The 20928-nt window shown below is 38.4% G+C and carries 17 protein-coding genes; 8 read left to right on the top strand and 9 right to left on the bottom strand.

Features of this window, described 5'->3' with window-relative positions:
* Positions 1-43: 43 nt before the first annotated feature.
* The 3 genes from J2Y40_RS19830 to J2Y40_RS19820 all read right to left on the bottom strand — a co-directional run bounded on the left by J2Y40_RS19830 (position 44) and on the right by J2Y40_RS19820 (position 3410).
* On the bottom strand, positions 44-718 hold the full coding sequence (locus J2Y40_RS19830) for a hypothetical protein (RefSeq protein ID WP_153397978.1): 675 nt from the start codon (positions 716-718) through the stop codon (positions 44-46).
* A gap of 49 nt (positions 719-767) precedes the next feature.
* Positions 768-2561, bottom strand: coding sequence for an excinuclease ABC subunit UvrC (uvrC, locus tag J2Y40_RS19825; RefSeq protein WP_153399981.1), 1794 nt, complete (start codon positions 2559-2561; stop codon positions 768-770).
* 87 nt (positions 2562-2648) lie between these two features.
* Positions 2649-3410, bottom strand: coding sequence for a hypothetical protein (locus J2Y40_RS19820; RefSeq protein WP_153397979.1), 762 nt, complete (start codon positions 3408-3410; stop codon positions 2649-2651).
* 129 nt (positions 3411-3539) lie between these two features.
* Between J2Y40_RS19820 and hutH the strand changes: the two genes are divergently transcribed.
* The 4 genes from hutH to J2Y40_RS19800 all read left to right on the top strand — a co-directional run bounded on the left by hutH (position 3540) and on the right by J2Y40_RS19800 (position 7815).
* Positions 3540-5030 (top strand): histidine ammonia-lyase, encoded by a 1491-nt coding sequence (hutH, locus tag J2Y40_RS19815; RefSeq protein ID WP_153397980.1) that lies wholly within the window; start codon positions 3540-3542, stop codon positions 5028-5030.
* Positions 5031-5040: 10 nt separating this feature from the next.
* Complete coding sequence (locus J2Y40_RS19810) at positions 5041-5502, top strand: DUF2059 domain-containing protein (RefSeq protein ID WP_153397981.1); 462 nt, start codon at positions 5041-5043, stop codon at positions 5500-5502.
* Between the two features lie 67 nt (positions 5503-5569).
* On the top strand, positions 5570-6016 hold the full coding sequence (locus tag J2Y40_RS19805) for a GNAT family N-acetyltransferase (protein WP_153397982.1): 447 nt from the start codon (positions 5570-5572) through the stop codon (positions 6014-6016).
* A gap of 311 nt (positions 6017-6327) precedes the next feature.
* Positions 6328-7815 (top strand): S8 family serine peptidase, encoded by a 1488-nt coding sequence (locus J2Y40_RS19800; protein WP_310000910.1) that lies wholly within the window; start codon positions 6328-6330, stop codon positions 7813-7815.
* Positions 7816-8055: 240 nt separating this feature from the next.
* Here the strand turns inward: J2Y40_RS19800 and J2Y40_RS19795 are convergent, their stop codons facing one another.
* From J2Y40_RS19795 to J2Y40_RS19785, 3 genes are all read right to left on the bottom strand, one after another.
* On the bottom strand, positions 8056-9225 hold the full coding sequence (locus tag J2Y40_RS19795; protein ID WP_310000908.1) for a carboxypeptidase-like regulatory domain-containing protein: 1170 nt from the start codon (positions 9223-9225) through the stop codon (positions 8056-8058).
* Between the two features lie 61 nt (positions 9226-9286).
* A complete protein-coding gene (gene ygiD / locus J2Y40_RS19790) occupies positions 9287-10114 on the bottom strand; it encodes a 4,5-DOPA dioxygenase extradiol (protein WP_310000907.1) in 828 nt (275 codons plus the stop codon).
* 75 nt (positions 10115-10189) lie between these two features.
* Positions 10190-10702 (bottom strand): YceI family protein, encoded by a 513-nt coding sequence (locus tag J2Y40_RS19785; RefSeq protein WP_310000905.1) that lies wholly within the window; start codon positions 10700-10702, stop codon positions 10190-10192.
* 431 nt (positions 10703-11133) lie between these two features.
* On the opposite strand from J2Y40_RS19785, the gene J2Y40_RS19780 reads away from it, so the two are divergent.
* Positions 11134-13272 carry a DPP IV N-terminal domain-containing protein gene (locus tag J2Y40_RS19780; protein WP_310000903.1) on the top strand — a complete coding sequence of 713 codons (2139 nt, stop codon included), beginning with the start codon at positions 11134-11136 and terminating at the stop codon, positions 13270-13272.
* Positions 13273-13638: 366 nt separating this feature from the next.
* On the opposite strand, the gene J2Y40_RS19775 is transcribed toward J2Y40_RS19780, so the two are convergent.
* Complete coding sequence (locus J2Y40_RS19775; RefSeq protein WP_310000901.1) at positions 13639-14445, bottom strand: hypothetical protein; 807 nt, start codon at positions 14443-14445, stop codon at positions 13639-13641.
* 129 nt (positions 14446-14574) lie between these two features.
* On the opposite strand from J2Y40_RS19775, the gene J2Y40_RS19770 reads away from it, so the two are divergent.
* The gene (locus tag J2Y40_RS19770) at positions 14575-15600 is read left to right on the top strand and encodes an LLM class flavin-dependent oxidoreductase (protein ID WP_153397991.1); all 1026 of its coding nucleotides are present in this window, start codon (positions 14575-14577) and stop codon (positions 15598-15600) included.
* 64 nt (positions 15601-15664) lie between these two features.
* On the opposite strand, the gene J2Y40_RS19765 is transcribed toward J2Y40_RS19770, so the two are convergent.
* Positions 15665-18703: an SMC family ATPase gene (locus tag J2Y40_RS19765; RefSeq protein WP_310000898.1), complete on the bottom strand. Its 3039-nt coding sequence runs from the start codon at positions 18701-18703 to the stop codon at positions 15665-15667.
* A 3-nt stretch (positions 18704-18706) separates the two neighbouring features.
* On the bottom strand, positions 18707-19912 hold the full coding sequence (locus tag J2Y40_RS19760; RefSeq protein ID WP_153397995.1) for an exonuclease subunit SbcD: 1206 nt from the start codon (positions 19910-19912) through the stop codon (positions 18707-18709).
* An 87-nt stretch (positions 19913-19999) separates the two neighbouring features.
* Here J2Y40_RS19760 and J2Y40_RS19755 point away from each other — a divergent pair, with 87 nt between their 5' ends.
* Both J2Y40_RS19755 and J2Y40_RS19750 read left to right on the top strand, forming a co-directional pair.
* A complete protein-coding gene (locus J2Y40_RS19755; protein WP_153397997.1) occupies positions 20000-20245 on the top strand; it encodes a VF530 family DNA-binding protein in 246 nt (81 codons plus the stop codon).
* A gap of 108 nt (positions 20246-20353) precedes the next feature.
* The gene (locus J2Y40_RS19750; protein WP_153397999.1) at positions 20354-20854 is read left to right on the top strand and encodes a peptidylprolyl isomerase; all 501 of its coding nucleotides are present in this window, start codon (positions 20354-20356) and stop codon (positions 20852-20854) included.
* The last annotated feature ends 74 nt before the right edge of the window (positions 20855-20928 follow it).

Below are 20928 nucleotides of genomic sequence, written 5' to 3'. Positions count from 1 at the left end.
GTAAATTGTCCTTGTCTTTAAGCTTTGTAATTAAGAATTTTAATTAACCTTTATTAATAAAATTAACAACTTTAATCAAGTCCTCTTCCTTGCTAAACTTAATTTTATTTGAGCTAATAAATGCTGTTAATTCAGCTGATTTTTCAGGATAAAGATCAAGAATATCACTTTTACTTTTGATCAGCTGATATACATCCTTGTCTGTTTTGATGAAATACTTTGGAAGATTTTCTTTGAATACAGTAGATGTTGTAGGCTTTTTTTCAAAGATGACTTTTTTTCCGGCAACCGTTTCAATTTTTTTTGAAACTTTCTTCAATAGAGAATTCTTACCATCAGCGAGCTCAATAAAATATTCCGGCTTATCATCAAAGGTGCCGAGAACAAGAGTAAACTTGGAATCTAAGAATTCAATTTTTGAGTAAGGCTGTCCTTTTTCAAGAATATATACAGTTCCGTCTTTCTGATATTCAATTTGATCAGCATATTCGTCATATCTCATCAGGGTTTTTTCACTACAGCAGGTTGCTTTTGCTATTGAAAATTCCTGATTGTAGTATGGAGTTCCATTAACTTCCGAATAATTTAAAAATTCGTCAGCACTGGCTGTTTTCGTAAACTGAAGTGAAGTCTCTTTATTTCTGGTGAAGTTTAATATAGCCTGAGCCTGCATAGCACCAGCTGTCACTAATAAAAAAAGAACGGTATATTTTCTCATATTGATAGGTTTTAGTTTTTACAAATGTAATAAAATGTTTTAATTCTTATCAGTTAGAATTAAAAAATTCCCAAATCATTTTTGCTTTGCTTTTCCCCAGAATTTCTTCCAGAGTTTCCAGGTTTGATTCTTTGATTCTTTTTACTGATTTCAGTTTAGAAAGCAGCAGCTCAATGGTTTTCTCACCCACGCCAGGAATTTCTTCCAGCTCAGATTTTATAGTGGAATTTTTTCTTCGTGTTCTATGGTGCTTTACTCCGAAACGGTGGGCTTCATCACGAACCCTCTGCAAAATCTTCAACGTTTCAGATTTTTTATCCAGATACAAAGGAATAGAATCTTCAGGAAAGAAAATCTCTTCAAGTCTTTTCGCAATCCCAACAATGGTAATTTTTCCGTAAAGTCCTAACAGCCTTAAACTTTTCACTGCAGACGAAAGCTGGCCTTTCCCACCGTCGATAAGGATAAGCTGGGGAAGACTTTCACCTTCATCCAGCATTCTTTTGTAACGGCGGTAGATTACTTCTTCCATGGTAGCAAAATCATTAGGCCCTTCTACCGTTTTAGGATGGAAGATCCTGTAATCTGCTTTGCTTGGCCTGCCGTCTTTAAAAACCACACAGGCTGAAACAGGATTGGTTCCCTGGATATTAGAGTTATCAAATCCTTCAATATGTCTCGGCTCTACAGGCATTCTCAAAAGTTTCTGCATTTCAGCCATAATCCTGTTCGTATGCCTTTCCGGATCTACAATTTGTACCTGTTTTAATTTTTCCAGACGGTATTCTTTGGCATTTTTTTCCGAAAGCTCTACAATTCTTTTTTTATCGCCAACTTTAGGAACAATAAGTTTTACATTCGGAATTTCTACAGACAGGTGAAAGGGAAGTAGAACCTCTTTAGAGTCAGAACCAAATTTCTGGCGGATTTCAATCAGGGCTTCCTCCATAATATCCTCATCCGTTTCCTCAAGAATTTTTTTGATTTCTGTTGTAAAACTCTGGATGATATTTCCGTTTCTTATCTTAAAGAAATTCACATAAGCCGCCGTTTCATCGCTCGTCATTCCGAAAACATCCACATCATCAATATTCGGATTTACAACGGTGTTTTTCGCCTGATAATCTTCAAGGATATCCAGTCTTTCCTTAATGATCTGTGCTTCTTCGAACTTCAGATCAGTGGCCAGTTTCATCATCTGGTTGACCAGATACTCCTTTGCTTTCCGGAAATCCCCTTTGATAATATCGCGGATTGCATCAATCTTTTCATCATATTCCTCTTTGCTTTCAAGATCTTCACAAGGGCCTTCACAGTTTTTGATATGATATTCCAGGCAGACTTTATATTTTCCCTCAGCAATTTTGCCGGGAGAAAGATTCAGGTTACAGGTTCTGAGCTTATAGATATGTTTAATAGTATCCAGTAAAATCTTTGCTGGACGTACCTTAGCATAAGGTCCGAAATATTCCGAACCATCTTTGATGATATTTCTGGTCAGAAAAATTCTTGGAAAATCTTCATTCTTGATACAGATCCAGGGATACGTTTTATCATCCTTCAACATGACATTATAAAAAGGACGGTGTTCCTTGATCAGATTATTTTCCAATAAAAGAGCATCGTATTCACTGTTGACAATCGTGGTCTCCAGACGGACGATCTTTCCCACCATGATTTTGATGCGGTAGCCGGACAAATTCTTGTTGAAGTAGGAGAGAACCCTCTTCTTCAGGTTTTTGGCCTTTCCTACATACAGCAGCTGATCATTCTTGTCGTAATAACGATAAACGCCGGGTTCTGAAGGTAAAGTTTTGAGCTGTAATTCTAAAGAAGGATTCATATAACAAAAATACGGAATCATTCCCGGATTTAAAAGCACAAAAAAACTGCAGGGTATTTCTGCAGTTTTAATCATTAATTTTAAATTTTATCCGTTGCTCATATCTGTATATTCACTAATCAGAAAACTGAAATAATCCCATTCAACAGATTTTTTCGGATACTTTTTAATGAACTCGGCATTATCTCCGAAAAGGAAGTCGTAATTGTCTTCAAAATCATCTTTGTGAAGCCACAACACTTTGTCTCCCTTTTTTACATAATAAGACTTGATAACTCCGCCGCCAAGCTGGGGAGAACCCATCACAGAAAAGCCTGCCGTTTCTTTAGCTCTGGGATCATGATACACCGAAATGATATCACTGAATTCAGGATTGATCAGCTGCATCAGGAATTCCTTGTCATCTTTTTTATTCTTCAGCGAAACGGTCTGGTTCACAAAATGTATTCTTTCCCCGGTTGTATTCTTAGTCAGCTTTTTAGTGCCGAAATTTCTGATGTTCCCCATGTACTTGGCAACTTTGGCTATTTTTTCAGCATTGCTAGGATAAACATACATTTCGCTGATCTGGTCAGCATTGAAATTAGCACTTTTTTTGGTGATGCTGTCTTTGATGGAAACCTCATAGATCTGTCCTTTTTTGGTTTCAATCCTGCCACAGAATCCTTTATGAGTAGTTCCGTCTTTTAAAATAAGGGTAGATGTTTTCTTGGGTGAAGGAGCATTAAAACCTTCATTAAAAAGGTAAGTCTCCATTTTTTTGATCTCTTCTTTAGAATATTTTACCTTTTGGGCGAAAGCAGTCGTACTCGCCAGACATAAGGCCAACAGTAGAGTTTTAAATTTCATGGGTTATTATTTTTATTCGGCGGTAAAAATAGCAAATAAAACGATTTATCCTTAAGAAAAATATAAGACCTTGAAATTTAGCTTTTACAATTATTGTTAAATGCGTAATTTTAAGGAAATTTTTTAGAAATGATATACGGTGTAGATGTTTTCACTTTCCATGATGTTTTGGAAATATGTAAAAAACCTAATAAAGCTAAGCTGAATAAAACAGCAAAAGAACAGATATTAAAATCTCAGCAGAACGTTCAGAAAATTGTAGAATCCGATCGATGTGTATATGGGATCAATACAGGTTTCGGACCACTTTGTGATACTAAAATTTCAGCAGATGAAACAGCTCAACTGCAGTATAACCTTATCATCTCGCATGCAGTAGGAGTGGGAAAACCAATAGAAAAGGAATATTCCAAGATCATGATGATCGCCAAGGTTCATGCATTATCTAAAGGATTTTCCGGAGTTTCTCTGGAAGTTATTGAAAGAATGATTCTGATGCTTGAAAAGGATATTATTCCGGTGGTTCCTGAACAGGGATCTGTTGGAGCATCTGGAGATCTTGCGCCTCTTGCTCACCTCGTACTGCCTTTATTAGGACTTGGACAGGTTTGGGAAGGAGATAAAGTTTCCGATACCATGGAAATTTTAGAAAAACATGGATTAGACCCGTTGGTTTTAGGCCCGAAAGAAGGATTAGGACTGATTAATGGAACCCAGTTTATTCTGGCTCATGCCATCAAAGGGCTTGAAAAGTTTGAATATTTATTAAACCTTGCCGATATGACGGCTGCCATGAGTATTGAAGCATACAGAGGATCTGCCAGTCCGTTTAAAAAAGAGCTTCACGAGATAAGACCTTTCGAGGGCAGTAAAAAAGTAGCAGCGAGAATGCTTAAATTCTTAAAAGGCTCTGAAAATATGAAAGCTCATGAAGACTGCGAAAGAGTTCAGGATCCTTATTCCATGAGATGTGTGCCACAGGTTCACGGAGCCAGCAGAAATGCTTTTGAACACCTTAAAAATATGGCAGAAACAGAATTGAACTCAGTAACCGATAATCCAATTGTGCTAAGTGCCGAAGAATCTATTTCAGGAGGAAACTTCCACGGACAGCTGATGGCACTACCTTTAGATTACGCAACTTTGGCTGCCGCTGAATTAGGAAATATTTCAGATAGAAGAAGTTACTTATTACTGGAAGGGAAATACGGGCTTCCGAGGCTGCTTACAGAAAGTTCAGGACTGAACTCAGGATTCATGATTCCGCAATATACTTCTGCTGCCTTGGTTACAGAAAATAAGACCCTTTGTTTCCCGGCTTCTGCAGATTCTATTCCAACGAGTTTAGGACAGGAAGATCATGTATCAATGGGAAGTATTTCAGGGAGAAAATTCAATCAGGTTCTTGGAAACCTGGTGAATATCCTGGCGGTGGAACTGATGTTTGCTGCGCAAGGTTTAGAGTTCAGAAGACCTTCCAAATGTTCAAAAATTATTGAGGAAAACTTTGCGGTTCTTCGTTCTAAAGTTAAAAAGCTGGAAGATGACAGGCTGATCGGGCAGGATATGCTGGCCATAGCGGAGTTGATCAACGAAAGAAAATTTATTGTTGAGGCTTAATTCAGTAAAAATGAAAAAAGTAATAACCGTTTTAAGTCTTTTTATAGGAGCTCTGGCATTTTCCCAAGCTTCGGAAGCAAAGGTTAAGGAGTTCATAAAAATTACCGGTGCGGATAAACTTGCAATTTCTTCTATGCAGACCTATATGGAGCAGTTTAAAAATAGTGCTCCCAATATTCCGGATGAATTCTGGAATGAGTTTGCAAGAGAATTCACAGCCGATAAAATGGTACAGCTGTATGTACCTATTTATGCTAAATACTATACGGAATCAGATATTGATGAACTCATAAAGTTCTATAAATCTCCTGTAGGGCAGAAAACAATTTCAGTGATGCCTTCAATTTTACAGGAAAGTATGGAAGCAGGCGGAAAAATGGGCAGGGATGTAGCAGAAAGAGTTATGGAAAAACTTGATAAAGAAAAGGGCTACACAAACCCGCCACCTCCTGCAGATTCTAAAAAGAAATAAATTTCAGGCTTCCTTATCATTGGGGAAGCTTTTATATTTTCGTAAAATAAATTTTTAAAATGTTGTCATGAACATAGAAAGAACAGATTCTTCCAATATAGATTTTCAGAATTTAGTAAAACATCTTGATGCTGATCTTGCTGTTCGTAACGGAGATGATCATGTATTTTTTAATCAGTTTAACAAAATCGATATGATCAGAAATTGCCTGGTAGCTTATATTGATGGCACCCCGGCAGCCTGTGGAGCGTTCAAAAAACTTTCTGAGGAAACTGTAGAAATCAAAAGAATGTATACCAGTCCGGAATTCAGAAAAAGAGGTCTGGCCACAGCTCTTGTACAGGAACTGGAAATCTGGGCTAAAGAGTTCGGTTTTAAAAAAGCTGTTCTGGAAACTTCTGCAGAACAGAATGAAGCGCTTTCCGTATATGAGAAAAGTGGGTTTTACAGAATTCCTAATTATGAACCCTATGTAGGCATTGATAAAAGTGTATGTTATGAAAAAGTATTTTAAAGCATCAGCTCAGGGTAAGAATTTCCGATTAATTTAATGGAAGTTTGAAGCTGGAAGCTATGAAGGTTATTAAGTATAAATGTTTTTTTTATACTATTAAAGTTTTATAGTGACTGTTAATACCTATAACTAAAAGTAACTCCCAGCCTCCTTCTTCCAGCTTCCAATCAATATCCTTAAACTAAACTCAGAGTAAATCAATAGCCGCAACAGGGGAAGATTAATATTCCTGTAATACTAAATTCATTTTTTACGCATTTGTAATTCACTTTAAAGTGTTATATTAGGATTCCAAATCAAAATATTAACCTATGAAAAAAAGTGTATTCTACCTTTTGCCCCTGTTCTTTGTTCTGAACTCATGTAATACGAATGAACTGCCAGGTGAAGGTTCAAAAATCGAAACTGTTCAGAAAGATCCTTTAACGGCAAAACAGATCAATGAAGAGATCAAAAATTCCATTAAAAATACCGGAAGCTTTAATTGGAAAGAAGCTTCTGACCATTTGTTATGGAGTGCCGTGTTTCGCGGAAATAAAATGGTTTCCATTGGTTTCGGAACTTCGGGAGAGGATTTCGACAGAAGCCTTTCTGTCAACAGTAGAGAGATGGAAGATGAAATTTTAAATGTCATCAGAAAATCGGAAGGAAAAGAAAGAGGAGATGCTTTGATTTCTTCAGACAAATACCTCAATCAAATTGATGTTCTGATTGAAAAAGAAGAAACCTTAACTGCTCTCCGCCAGATGAAGACGATACGGTATGTAGAGCCTGGTGACTATCGTTACTTTGACTATGAAACCGATGTCGCGGCAAAATCCAGTGGATCATCATCAGGATGCGGATTTGAATCTACTGCCCTGAATGCCGCAGATTACACTTCTACCACACCTAATGCAAAAGTTCCGTGGGCATTTACCAAACACAATATCCCGAATGCATGGAATTACAGTACGGGTGCAGGAATAACAATAGGGCTTGTAGATACAGGAGTTTCAGCCCAGCAAAGCCTGTTGGGAACCAATTTTAATACGGGAGCATCATCAGGAAGAACCATCACAAAAAATGGAGTTTATGTGAACGGATCCAGTACAGACGGACCAGCCGATCAGTGCGGGCACGGAACCAAAATGGCTTCTGTAATGGCCGCTCCGAAAAATAATGCAGGACTTCCTGTTGGAGTAGCTTATAATGCCAATCTGATTACGTATCGTGCTGCCGCCAACGTTTTGCTGGATACTTCCAGTGAGCAGAACGGAGTAAAGACAGCATTTACAGAATTGGCCAATAATACGAGTGTAAAAATCATTTCCATGTCAATGGGGCACATTTTTTCAGTAGGAAAAATTGAAGATGGTGTGAAATATGCCTATTCCAAAGGAAAACTGATTTTCTGTGCAGGCGGAACTTCTACCAGCTTTACCAATTTTGTAGGCGTTATTTTCCCGGCAAGCATGTCCGAAGTACAGGCCGTGACAGGAGTAAAGGAAGGGACTTCTAACCAAAAATGTGACGTTTGCCATTCCGGAAGCCAGATTGATTTCACCTTCCAGATGGAAAGGCCTTCAGGAAACACCGTTCCTGTTCTGAGTTATTATAACGGACAGGCAGATTATGTAGGTGGGTCTTCCGTTGCTACAGCAGCTACAGCAGGAATCGCAGCCTTGGTCTGGTCTAAAAACCCTTCATGGACAAGAGATCAGGTTCTGAATAAAATGAGACAGTCGGCAACCTATTATCCTTCCGTGAATTCAAGTTACGGGTACGGGAATATCAATGTTTTACAGGCTGTACAATAGAATTTACAGATTCATAAAAAAATAAATAAAAACTCAGATTAAAGGCTGGAAGATGGAAGAAAGGAGGCTGGAAGCTACTTTTAGGTATAGGTATTGAAAGCCACTGTAAAAACAGATCAATACTTATAACCTTCATAACTTCCCTCTTCCTGCTCCCAGGTTCAAGCCTATATAAATAAGAAAACCGCAGATATATTCTGCGGTTTTTTGTTCATATGATAGATGAAAAATTAAATTATTTTAATCTCCGAGTTGATAATCCAATGGAAGCATATTTTCAATCTTATTCTTTGAAAAATCCCCTTCATTAGTCAACAGATCCGGAGTGGTGATATTTCCTTCTTTTGAAACTTCAAAAGTTTCGCCCTCAGGATGAAGATAAGAAGTGAGGGTAACCGGATATTCACTTTTGATAAATTGTTTTCCTTTCTGCTCGTAAAAGTATTTCTGATAATTCACCTGCAGCATATCTTTAAAACTGAAGAAAACCTGTCCGTTCTCTCTCTTTACATAATCAGAGTCAGGAATCAGAGTTTTTACAATAGCAAGGGCATAAGGTTTCTGGCTGTTCTTTCTTTGAGCAATATCGAGGATGTCATCAGGAAATTTCAGGGTTCTGGAGCTTTTAGTCATCGCCTGAAAATCTTTCAGAGTTTTAAGCTCCTCTTCAGTAGGATACTTGGGATTGGGAACTTTTATAAGGTGGTTAACGACAAATTTGTCCTCAGAAATCTTATTCTCATAAATGCTTCTGAAGAAATGCAGCATACTTCCGTCATAGGCATTCATCCGGTTGAGTTTGATCTTATCTGTATTCTTAGTTTCCTGAAAAAAACTCGTTCCGATATAATTGATCATCCGGGTATTGAAATCCGCAGAATAGGTGATAAGATTATATTTGATTTCATATCCCAGATTTTTATTCTCAATGATCAGTGTTTTGGGTGCCTTTACCCTTAGAATTTTGTTCTCTTTATCAAATGAAAACTTAAGGGTATTTTGGTTTTTAATCTTTACATTTTGGTGATCGCTGCCGATGAAAGTGTCAAGGAAATATTTAATGTAGTTTTTGTAAGCTTCCGCAGTATAAGGAACTAACTTGATTTCCTCAATTTCATGAGTCTTGGTGAGAACCACTTTCAGATTTTTATTAATAAGGTCAGAAACAGGAGAGGTAAAAGTTTCATATTCTTCTTTCTGAAAAACTACACTACCAAGATTTCCTGCCGGAACTGAAAGACTGAAACTTCCATCCTCTTTAGAAACGGTCCCTGTTTTAGTTCCGTCAATGTAAATATTAACTCCGGGAAGAAAACCTCCCTTGTCACTCACAACACTTCCCCGGACAGTTTGTGCTGTCAGCAGATAAAGAGGAAGCAGCATTAAAAATAGAAATACTGTTTTTTTCATGGTAAAACAATATTACTAAATTTTTAGTGATAAAAAAATACCAGTGAAAAACACTGTTAATTTAGCCTATCCTTACACTGGTCATGCTCAGAGATCCGCCGATCAGCTCATCATTAAATAAAGCCAGATTTTCAGATGTATCCTTTAATCCTAATGTATAAATCAGCGGAAGATAATGATCCGGTGTAGGAACAGCATACTGCATAAATGTTCCTTGTCCCTGGTAGTCAATGATATTTTGGAAATTTCCGTCCAAAAGCCAGTTATTTGTTTTTTCTCTGGCTTCAACAGCCCAATCCCAGCCGGCTCCTACGGTATTGATGTTTCTCCAGTCAATCAGACGCAGGTTATGAACAATATTACCGCTTCCGATAATTAAAATACCTTTTTCACGAAGCTTATTCAGTTTTTGGGCAAGCTCAAAATGATATTGGGGAGGTTTTGTATAATCAATGCTTAGCTGGATCACAGGAATATCTGCTTCCGGATACATATGTTTAATGACTGACCAGGCACCATGGTCAAGCCCCCAGCTATGATCTTCTTCCACCATAACAGGAGCCAGAAGTTCAACTGTTTCTTTGGCCAGCTCCGGATCTCCGGGCGCGGGATACTGTACATCAAACAAAGCTTGTGGAAATCCCCCGAAATCATGAATCGTTCTGGGCATTTTCATAGCCGTCACCAAAGTTCCCTGAGTATACCAATGGGCCGAAATACACAAAATAGCATTAGGCTTTGGGATTTCCGCAGCTGCTTTTCGGAATCCCTGTACAAACTGGTTTTCTTCAATGGCATTCATAGGAGAGCCATGTCCCAGAAATAAGACAGGCATTCTCTGTGTACTTTTAAAATTTTCGCTGATGTGCTGTAGATCGTTGAGGTTCATTGGATATAATATGTTGAAAAATAAAAGGCTCAAGGTCGTAGAAAACCCTGAACCTTTTATTGTATGTGTTAGAAATTATGCCTGTTTTACAAACTGTAGTTCTCCGGCTACCTTTACTTCGTCGCTTACCATTACACCTCCCGCTTCAAGAGCTGCATTCCAGTTAAGTCCGAAATCTTTTCTGCTGATCTTTCCTTCAAAAGAAAAACCGGCTTTGGTATTTCCCCAAGGGTCTACATTAATTCCTCCGAAATCAACATCAAGAGTTACCGGTTTTGTGATCCCGTTAATAGTAAGATTTCCTGTTACCTTATCGTTTAACGTCTGGGAATCGAAAGTGATCGTTGGATGATTCTCAGCATTGAAGAATTCAGCAGACTTTAAGTGGTTATCACGGTCTGTATTGTTCGTGAAAACAGAATCAGTCTCAATCGTAGCTGTTGTTTTAGCATTTGCAAAAGAATCATCTTCAGCTTCAATTTCAGCTGTGAAAGTTCTGAAGCTTCCTTTTACATTAGAAATCATCATGTGTTTTACTTTGAAGGTAATTTCACTATGCGTTGGGTCTAGGTTCCATTTTGTTGCCATTGTAATATATTTTTTTGTTGGTTAACTATGATGCAAATGTAGGACAGAGAACAGATACCAATCATTGATATAGGATAAGAAATGCATACTGCCCTGCATTGGGACTTCAGATTTTTAATTTTTCAGGAGCTTTTTCCCGCTATCCACTCATACTCCTCACGCCATAGCTTTCCCATTCCTGTTGCGGGGTAACCGTTTCTATCGGGGCTAATAAGATAAGCTATAATAATAGCAATGTCTGCCATCCGCTAGAGGTTAATTTAAGTTGAGGTTACTTCATTACGGCTTTATTTCAATACTCAAAAAAATCTAGTATTAAGGTAAGAAATAATTTTTATCAGTCCATTAATTCTATTTTATGAATGTTTTATTTTAACATTTCTTAACGGATGATTTTTATTTCTTATTTTTGACAGATTCAATTTTATACAATGAAATTATATAAATTCTCTTTATTGATGCTGGTTTTGGGGAATGCTGCATTGGCCCAGACCCAGAAATTTACCATGGCCGAGGCTGTAAATGGGATGAGAACCAACCTTGCTGTGAAAAATATTTCCCAGTTTTCTTGGTCTGCAGACGGAAAATCTTACATTCAGGCCGTAAAAGGCGGATACCTGATCACCGATCTGAAAACCAATAAACAGGATACGCTGGTATCTTTAACACAGCTGAACAGATCATTTACTAATGATAAGTTAAAAGCTGTTCCTCCCATTAAATTTTCCGGAGCGTCACAAGGATATTTCAATACAGATGGTAATATGTTCTGGATTGAGAAGTCAGGAAATGACTGGAAAATAAAGAATAAGGCCACTGTAGATCAGGATGCAGCCAATGTAAAAATGTTTGGCGACGGGCAGACCTTTGCTTTTACGGCAAAAAATAACTTATTTGTCAATAAAAACGGGAAAACTGTTGCAGTAACCAATGAAGCTAATGAAAATATCATCAGCGGACAGGCCGTTCACAGAAATGAATTCGGAATTGATACGGGAATTTTTCCTGCCCCGAACTCAGAAAGTGTAGCGTTCTATAAAATGGATCAGACCATGGTTGCGGATTACCCGATCATCGACTGGTCTGTAACTCCGGCTGTTAATCACAATATCAAATACCCGATGGCGGGGCAGACTTCCCATCAGGTAACTTTGGGAGTATACAATATTAAAAGTCAATCAACCACTTTCCTGAAGATCGAAGGTGAAAAAGATCAGTATTTAACAGCAGTTACGTGGAGCCCGGATTCAAAATATATATTTGTAGGTGTGCTGAACAGAGGGCAGAATCATATGAAAATGAACCAGTACGATGCGGCTACAGGAGAGCTGGTAAAAACTTTGTTTGAAGAATCAGACAGCAAATATGTAGAACCACAGCACCCGCTTACCTTCTTCCCGAACTCTAACACAGACTTTATCTGGCAGAGTCAGAGAACAGGATACAATCACCTGTTCCACTATAGTCTGGAAAAAGGTCTTGTTGCTCAAATTACAAAAGGAGACTGGCTGGTAACCGATATCTTAGGCTTTAATGAAAAGAAAAAAGAGATTTATTTTACCTCTACAAAAGAAACACCTTTAGAAAGACATTTATATAAAATAGACTGGACCAATTTCAAAATGCAGAGACTGGATACAGCAGAAGGAATGCATACCGGAGTGTTAAGCAGCGACGGGAATTATTTATATGACACTTACAGCAGTTCAAACTCGCCAAGAGTAGCCAATATCATCAATACTGGTAACCTGAAATCTACCAATATCCTTACCTCTGAAAATCCTTTGAAGAATTACCAGAGACCGGAAGTTAAAAACGTAGAATTAAAAGCAGATGACGGAACTCCTTTATATGGAAAAATCATCCTTCCTACCAATTTTGATCCGAATAAAAAATATCCGGCAATCGTTTATCTGTATAATGGTCCTCATTTACAGCTTGTAAACAATACTTTTCCAGCTTCAGGAAACCTTTGGTACGAATACATGGCTCAGAACGGATATGTAATTTTTACCATGGATGGAAGAGGATCTGCAAACCGTGGAATGAAATTTGAGCAGGCCGTATTCAGAAACCTGGGAACCACCGAAATGAATGATCAGATGAAAGGTGTGGATTACTTAAAATCCCTTTCTTATGTAGATTCTCAGAAATTAGGAATTCATGGATGGAGCTTCGGAGGATTTATGACGACAAGTTTCATGCTTCGTCATCCGGAAGTGTTTAAAGTAGGAGTAGCCGGAGGCCCGGTGATAGACTGGAGCATGTATGAAATCATGTACGGCGAAAGATATATGGATACGCCTCAGGAAAATCCACAGGGATACAAAACGGCCAATCTTCTGGACAAAGTTCAGAATCTGAAAGGAAAATTACTGATGATTCACGGAGCTCAGGATGATGTAGTGGTTTGGCAGCATTCCGTGAAGTTTATTAAATCTGCAGTAGACAACGGAGTTCAGCTGGATTATTTTGTCTATCCGGGACACCCGCACAACGTTATCGGAAAAGACAGGGTACACCTGATGCAAAAGGTAACCGATTATTTTGATCAGTATTTAAAGAAATAAAAAAACAGAAAATCCGGATCTTTGGACTGCCCCAAAAAAGTTAGACACTTTTTAGGGGCATTTTTTTATGTATAGAAAAGAAAAATTTAGCGTTGCTTTCAAATGAGAGTGTATTAACCTTCATAAAAATTCTCACTGTTCGATTGAATCTATAGCAACAGAGAAAGGATTTAATAAAAGCTATTTGCACAGATGTTAGATATGATAAAAAATTCTCAAAAGAATAAAAATCAAAGATTTTTGAAGGCTTATGTGAACTTCTATGCACAAGGTATTTAGACTTAAAAATCACTTAAGTGTTTAAGATAAAACTTTTGCTCCTTTTGTGGTTTAATAAAAAAGTTTAAACAGCTTTTTGAATTACTGTTAATCATAAAACTCTTTGATCACATATTGGCCGTTATTGATTCTTTTCAGTTCTTTCAGCAGATAATACCTGTGCAGAAACCCTGTCAGGACTACAATCTTTTGATGAGGATGTTTTTCTGCGACTTTATAGATATTTCTTGCCATGGTCTGATTGCGTAGATCCCAGAAGCCGGACATCAATTTAAATCCGTCCCGGTAGCTGATCTTTTTACCATCAGGCTTGGTTACCCATCTTTTAGCAAATTCCGGTCTTCCGTCACTGATTTTTACCAATCCGGAATACTGGGCATTCTGTCTCCTTTCTGATATTTTATCCGTCGCTGCATTGTTGAAATTTTCGGGAGATAACCCTGCCGTTTTCATCAATTCTTTAGTGGTGTTGGTAAAATCTTCATAGAGCGCGGTTTCCTTAGAAGTCAATGCTTTTGCTTTATACAGGCTGTCAGTCAGTTTTACGGCCAAATTATCTGTGGGAACCATTCCCCGGTCTTTCCTGTATTGGTTTCTGCCTTCAAAATCAAAAGGAAACCTTAACGTTTTCGGGTATTTATTTACATAGAGATTGCTTGCTTTTATCTCATTGCCATTGAAGTCAGCACCACTTTCGTACTCTTTCATTCCTTCGTTGTCCACTTCATGAAGAATGATGTCCGGTTTGATTTTTTCAAGAATATCGAACAGTATTTTGGGATGATAATTCGGAACACTGTCATGAATATTCCCGATCACATAAATCTCCGTTTTATTTTGAGAAAAACATAGACCGGCCATAAAAAGCAGAAAAGTACTGATGATAGATTTCATTACGGGTAAAAATTAAGAGATAATCCTCAAATATAGCCAAGTAAAGGTAAATCAGCAAAACCGTTCTTAACAAACATCAATGTTTTTCATTTTTTACAGCCGTACTTTTGTATCTATAAAATCAGAAATATGGAATTAGGAATAGGAATGTTCGGGGATCTGGCTTTCGACCAGGCCACCGGAAAATATAGAGAAGCAGGAACCAAAATTCGTGAAATCCTGGATCAGGTAAAGCTAATGGATGAGGTAGGGCTTGATGTTTTTGCTATGGGAGAGCATCACCGTCCGGATTATGCTGTTTCGTCTCCGGAAATGGTTTTGGCCGCCGCCGCTTCCATCACCAAAAATATAAAACTGGCAAGCGGTGTTACCGTATTAAGTTCTTCGGAACCTGTAAAAGTATATGAAGATTTCGCCACTTTAGACCTTATATCAGACGGAAGAGCGGAAATATTTGTAGGAAGAGGAAGTTTTATTGAATCCTTTCCATTATATGGCTATTCTCTGAATGATTATGAAGAGCTTTTCGATGAAAAACTGGAACTGCTGATGAAGATCAATACTGAAGAAAATGTAACCTGGTCAGGAAAACTCAGAGCTCCCATGCAGAACCAGACCGTTTATCCGAGAGCTAAAAATGGTGGTAAAATACCCATCTGGAGAGCAGTAGGAGGAACTCCGCAGTCTGTTTTAAGCGCAGCACAAATGGGAATGCCTTTGGTGGTGGCTATTATCGGTGGAATGCCTGCACAGTTCAGAAACCTGATTGAATTCTACAAACAGGAATATAAAAAGGCAGGACACGATGTATCACAGATGCAGATTGCTGTTCATTCCCACACTTTTGTCAGCAATGATTCTGCAGTGGTGGACGGATATTTTCATAATTATAAATCCCAGATGGACAGAGTAGGAGCATCAAGAGGCTGGGCACCTTATACAAAAATGCAGTATGACGGCGGAAGAAGCCGTGAAGGCGCTTTGTTTATCGGAAGCCCGGCAGAAGTAGCTGATAAGATTGCTTATATGAAAGAACTCTTCGGGATTACGAGATTCATCGGGCATATGGATATTGGAGATCCTGCTCATGATATCACCCTGAAATCAATAGAATTGTTTGGTGATGAAGTAAAACCAGCTGTTCAGAACCTTTAAAAACAATCCTCCGTTGATTTTCAGCGGAGGATTTATTTTGATTTTAAAATTTAAAATAAACTGTTTACACAATTTCAATCAGGCTTCCCCGTTCTTCATCACGGGCGATATTCAGGGCAGCAGGTATTTTTTCTTTCAGCTCTTCCACGTGGGAAATGATTCCAACAATGCGGTTTTCTTTCTGAAGGCTCATCAGCGTCTCAAAAACAATATTCACCGATTCCGTATCCTGTGTACCGAAACCTTCATCAATAAAGAAGAAGTTTTTATCAGCAGCAGCATTGGACTGGACACTTTCTGCCAATGCAAGCGCCAGACTTAAAGAAACCTGGAACGCCTGTCCTCCCGAAAGCGTTTTTACACTTCTGCTTCTGCCCTCATTCAGGTAATCGATGATCTCAAAATCATTGTTTTCATTAAGCTGTAAACTCAGCTGGTTTCTTGTCATTCTATGGAAACGTACGTTGGCATGATCGCACAGCTGTCTCAGATAGATGGAAGAAACGTACTGTACAAAACCAGCTCCTTTGAAAAGATTCATCATCAATTTCAGGTTTTCAGAACGTTTCTGAAGACGTGACAGGTCCTTTAAAAGATCTTCCTTCTTTTTGTATTCATTTTCCAGCCTTTCAATCTCTGCGGTGATTTTTACAACAGATTCCCCGATCTGTTTCACTTCACTCTGAACAGTATTGAACTCTTCTTCAGCTTTGGCGAACTGAGTTTCATCAAAAGAAAAATCCTTCACCTTGATTTCCAGCTCATCAATTCCATTTTTCAGGGTTTCAAATTCAATACGGAAAGCCTGAACGGTTGTTCTTACATGCGCGACATTGATTTCCTGTTCAAGAATAAGGCGAACTTCATCAAGGGATGCGAAATTCTGTTCCTGAAGTGTTTCTTTCATTCGTTCCTGATGCGCGGAAATTTCCAGCGTGAGCTCCGAGATTCGTTTTTCCAACTGTTCAACCACTGTTTTTTGTGAAGCCAGCTGAGGGGAAAGTTCTTTTTCCTGTTGAGTCACTTTCTGGTAATTCTGCTCGATTTCTGCATTGGAACGGGATAGTTTTTGATAAGTATCTTCAACTTCAACTTTTGTTTTTTCACGGTAATCATCCCAGTTCAGTATTTTTAATGCCGAACGGCTAGTATTGATCTGCTCTTCTTTTTTAGCTTCTTCCAGCCTGAAACTTTCCAGCAAACTTCTGTATTTTTCTGCATTTTTACTTTCTTTTTCCAGGGCTTCACGTTCCTTCAGAATATTCTGATCTGCCTGTTCAATTTCCTTTTCAATAGCAAAAGAAGTCGATCGCTTTTCTTCAAAATCCTTTTCATTATCAGGATCAAATTGAGGCCAGGTAAAACTTTTCAGATGCTCTTCCATGTCTTTTTGAAGCTGTTCCGTTTTTTTTACCTCCGAAATAAGCTGATCCTCATAAATGGCTTTTCTTTCCAGAATTTTCTCTGCTGTGGTTTCTTTCTTTTGAAGTGCAACAGTCTGCAAATCTATAGATTCCATTTTTTCCTGTATCTCCTGAATTCCTGAATGTACATCATGAAATTCTACAATAGCCGGGTGATCATGGGAGCCGCAGAGAGGGCAGGCCTCTCCCGAATGAAGCTCATCAGCAAACCGGGAAAGCTCTTTCTGAACCTTTAAATGATCCAGTTTTTGAGACCAATTTTTTTTCTGTTTTTCAAAATCCGCGTATAAAGCTTTAAAATCTTCCTTAAATTGTTCAATATTGATCTCAAGAGGTTTTAGTTCCTCTTCTGTCAGTTTGATTTCCCGTTGTCCTTTTTCAACTTTTATAGCCTGTTCATCTATAAGTTTCTTCAGGCTTTTTTGATGGATGAACCAGTTTCCGACATTCAAAAGAAGTGCAGAATCAAGCTTTTTAACCTTCAGCGCTTCAGTATCTTTTGACAGTTTCTCAATATTTTTCCGAAGATTTTCCATGACCGTTTCCACTTCTCCTACCATTGCCTTTCCCTTGGCGGTTCTGTCTTTAAGAGCGGTAATATCGGTGGAGTAGCCAAGCATCTGCAGAATCAGCAGCAGGTCATTTTCCTGTATTCTGGATTGATCCAGCTGTTCAAACTGTGGCTGCAAAGCAGTAAGCTGTTGTTTTACCCCGTTGAAAGCTGTTTCTGTCTGCTGAAAAAGTTTTGTCTGTTTCTCTTTTTCCGCTTTTTGTTCGGAAATTTCCTTAGTCAGTTTCTGGTCTTCAGCGATCAGAGGACTGAATATTCTGGACACTTTATCATATTGTTCAGCCTGTACTTCCAGCGCATCCATTTTCTGTTTCTGTGCAGATAACCCGCTGAACTTTTCTTTTTTCTGCTTTAAATTCTCAAAATCAGCTTTTAAATTTTTAAGCCGTTGAAACCCTTCAGCGATTTTCTGAAACCGGGCGTCTGCCTCACTGAATTTTTTCTTTTCTTCGGTTAAATTTTCTTTATGAAGCTGTATTTTCTCCTCATTGATTTCCTCAAAACCTTTAAGCTGACCCTCAAGTTTATCCAGTTCAGAATTATTACCACTGTTTAAAACAGCCGCATTATTGTAAAGATCATAACGGTGAAGACTGAAGATCTCCTTCATCATATTGGTCCGTTCCGTAGCTTTCAGTTCCAGAAATTCTTTAAACTGGCCTTGCGGAATAATAATGGTGCGCTTGAAATTGGCATAATTTAATCCTATGATCGTCTCAATATCCGCATTTTCCATAGAGACCCATTTCCCATCGATATTTTGATAAATGTCGGCTGCATGAGGGTTTACATCATCAAACCTCTTGGAATTTCTTCTGAAATCTCTGGTAACACGAAACAGTTTATTTTCGTAATTCAAAAAATCAAACTCAATATAAAACCGGTTCGATTTTAGGTTCATCATATTGTAGGCCCTCTTGTCATTGGTATTCAGACGTTCCGTTTTTCCGTAAAGGGCAAATGAAATGGCCTCTAGAATAGATGATTTTCCGGAACCCACAGAACCGAATATTCCGAATAATCCGGCATCAGTAAGATTTTTAAAATCGATAACCTGGCGTTCCTGGTAAGAATAAAGCCCTTCGATGGTCAGTTGAACAGGAATCATAGCTTATGGATTTAAAATTTCGTTAAACAAATTCATCAGTTCTTCATTGGCTTCCTGGCCACCGTTTTTTGATTTAAAATAATCGTTGAATAAAGTTTCTATATTCTGGCTTAAATTCATTTCGTGAGATTGGTCTTCTGCAGGGTTGAGGTTTTTTATTTTCGGGATCAGGTGAACAATACCGGTATGAGATTGGTAAAGCAGTTTCCTTTCATCGGCAGTGATAAAGGTTTCGCTTTCCAGAGTAAGTTCAATAAAAGTATTTGGGTTTTCCTTCAGCCACTGAACGGTATCTTCAACATTGCTGAATATTTTCCGTACCAAAGCTTTTCCGTTTTTCAGGGGCTTTTTTTCAACAGAAACATTTTTTCCCGGGAAAGCTTCAACCATCGAAACATATTTGGTTTGTCCGGCCTCACTGAAGCTGTAGCAAAGTGGTGATGAAGAATAAATTACAGGCTTTTCTGCTGTTCCTATATTCCTGAAACCGTGAAGGTGCCCAAGTGCGGTATACTGAATTTGCTCTGGAATACAATCTGAATAGATCATATCCGCATTTCCGATCCTGATTGGTTTTTCCCCTTCCGGTTCCTCTAAAACAGGGCCGTCTTTTTTATTCATATACAAATGGGCCGTCAGAAGATTGACGCCTGCATCATCGCAAAATTCCTCAGCCAGCGTCTTCCAGGTATCCGAAAGTACTTTATTGATCTCTTCCTCTTTATTTTCTCCGAAATATTCTTTTAAACGGGCCTCATTCGCATAAGGAGTATGCAGAATTCTTACCGGAAAATCCAGATTTCCAATTTCCAGTTCTATAAATCCTTCCTTGGAGCGGGTAACTTCAAAATATTCGGTTTTAATAGGAGTGATGTGGGCTCTGGGATGACCAATCAGAATAATTCCGCATTCCCGGGCCAAAGGATCCGGAGCATCAATCAGATTAGGAGAGTCATGGTTGCCTGAAATGGCAATAACCGGACGGCTGCCATTACGGGAAAGCTGTTTCAGGGTTTTATAAAATAGTTCAACAGCTTCTACGCCGGGATTGAAATTATCAAAAAGATCGCCGGCTACCAGAATTATATCGGCATTTTGTTCATCAGCAATATCGGCGATTTCTTGCATAACCAGAACCTGCTCTTCCATACGGGAGAAGCGGTCCAGGCGTTTTCCTAAATGCCAGTCGGCGGTGTGCAGAATTTTCATCCCTCAAAGGTAAGGACAAAATTGCGATACGGGATTCCGGATTTCCGTATCAACTTATAATAATTTAATTTTGTAAAAAAATAAACAATGCAGCAGCCCTCCAAAGATCCTTTACACGGAAAAAGACTTGATGCCATTCTGGAAGAACTGGTAGAATATTACGAAGGCTTTGAGAAGCTGGGTGAACAGATCAATATCAAATGTTTTACCGATAATCCCAGTATCAATTCATCGTTAAAATTTTTGAGAAAAACGCCTTGGGCAAGAACCAAAGTTGAAAGTTTATACCTCTTTGTACTGAGACAGAAAAAAAGAGAGGAAAAAGGAAAGTAAGGTGCTGTCTGGAGATTTTTCTTTGAATTCTTTTCTCTGAACAATCATTTCAAAAACAGTATATTTGTATCATTAATCGTGAAAGAACTCACGACAAAAAAGAAAAGTATGACAATTGAAAAAAATCACGTTGTAGCTGTAAAATACATCCTTCACACTATCGAAGAAGATGGAAGTAAAGTTCTTGCAGAAGAAACAACAACAGAAAATCCACTTACATTTTTGTATGGTGTGGGAATGATGATTCCAAAATTTGAAGAAAACATCTTAGGATTGAAAGCAGGTGATAAAGCTGCTTTTATCGTTCAGCCGGAAGAAGCTTACGGTGACAGACAGCCTGATGCTATCGTTCAATTGCCAATGGAGATGTTTAAAGAATCAGGAACTCCGCCTATCGGGGCTATTTTACCATTATCTGATAACCAGGGAAATAATTTCCAGGCATTTGTGGTAGAAATCACTCCGGAAGCTGTAGTAGCAGATCTTAACCATCCGATGGCAGGTAAAGTTTTGGATTTCGAAGTAGAAGTTTTAAACACTCGTCCTGCAACAGAAGAAGAGCTGTCTCATGGTCACGCTCACGGAATTGACGGAACAGAAGGTCACTAAAAAATATAAATATCCGGTTTTTGCCGGATATTTTTACACTAAAAAAGAATCAACCGCTGTATTTTTACTGCGGT

Source organism: Chryseobacterium sp. 2987, from assembly GCF_031456375.1.
Classification (GTDB): Bacteria; Bacteroidota; Bacteroidia; order Flavobacteriales; family Weeksellaceae; genus Chryseobacterium; species Chryseobacterium vaccae.
This window is presented reverse-complemented; position numbering and strand designations above follow the sequence as displayed.

Excerpts from the sequence above, each read along its gene's own strand:
- J2Y40_RS19780 (WP_310000903.1), top strand. The coding sequence starts at position 11,134 with ATGAAATTATATAAATTCTCTTTATTGATGCTGGTTTTGGGGAATGCT.
- ygiD (WP_310000907.1), bottom strand. The coding sequence starts at position 10,114 with ATGAACCTCAACGATCTACAGCACATCAGCGAAAATTTTAAAAGTACA.
- J2Y40_RS19755 (WP_153397997.1), top strand. The coding sequence starts at position 20,000 with ATGCAGCAGCCCTCCAAAGATCCTTTACACGGAAAAAGACTTGATGCC.
- J2Y40_RS19800 (WP_310000910.1), top strand. The coding sequence starts at position 6,328 with ATGAAAAAAAGTGTATTCTACCTTTTGCCCCTGTTCTTTGTTCTGAAC.
- uvrC (WP_153399981.1), bottom strand. The coding sequence starts at position 2,561 with ATGAATCCTTCTTTAGAATTACAGCTCAAAACTTTACCTTCAGAACCC.
- J2Y40_RS19795 (WP_310000908.1), bottom strand. The coding sequence starts at position 9,225 with ATGAAAAAAACAGTATTTCTATTTTTAATGCTGCTTCCTCTTTATCTG.
- J2Y40_RS19750 (WP_153397999.1), top strand. The coding sequence starts at position 20,354 with ATGACAATTGAAAAAAATCACGTTGTAGCTGTAAAATACATCCTTCAC.
- J2Y40_RS19775 (WP_310000901.1), bottom strand. The coding sequence starts at position 14,445 with ATGAAATCTATCATCAGTACTTTTCTGCTTTTTATGGCCGGTCTATGT.
- J2Y40_RS19770 (WP_153397991.1), top strand. The coding sequence starts at position 14,575 with ATGGAATTAGGAATAGGAATGTTCGGGGATCTGGCTTTCGACCAGGCC.
- hutH (WP_153397980.1), top strand. The coding sequence starts at position 3,540 with ATGATATACGGTGTAGATGTTTTCACTTTCCATGATGTTTTGGAAATA.
- J2Y40_RS19810 (WP_153397981.1), top strand. The coding sequence starts at position 5,041 with ATGAAAAAAGTAATAACCGTTTTAAGTCTTTTTATAGGAGCTCTGGCA.
- J2Y40_RS19785 (WP_310000905.1), bottom strand. The coding sequence starts at position 10,702 with ATGGCAACAAAATGGAACCTAGACCCAACGCATAGTGAAATTACCTTC.
- J2Y40_RS19830 (WP_153397978.1), bottom strand. The coding sequence starts at position 718 with ATGAGAAAATATACCGTTCTTTTTTTATTAGTGACAGCTGGTGCTATG.
- J2Y40_RS19805 (WP_153397982.1), top strand. The coding sequence starts at position 5,570 with ATGAACATAGAAAGAACAGATTCTTCCAATATAGATTTTCAGAATTTA.
- J2Y40_RS19760 (WP_153397995.1), bottom strand. The coding sequence starts at position 19,912 with ATGAAAATTCTGCACACCGCCGACTGGCATTTAGGAAAACGCCTGGAC.
- J2Y40_RS19820 (WP_153397979.1), bottom strand. The coding sequence starts at position 3,410 with ATGAAATTTAAAACTCTACTGTTGGCCTTATGTCTGGCGAGTACGACT.
- J2Y40_RS19765 (WP_310000898.1), bottom strand. The coding sequence starts at position 18,703 with ATGATTCCTGTTCAACTGACCATCGAAGGGCTTTATTCTTACCAGGAA.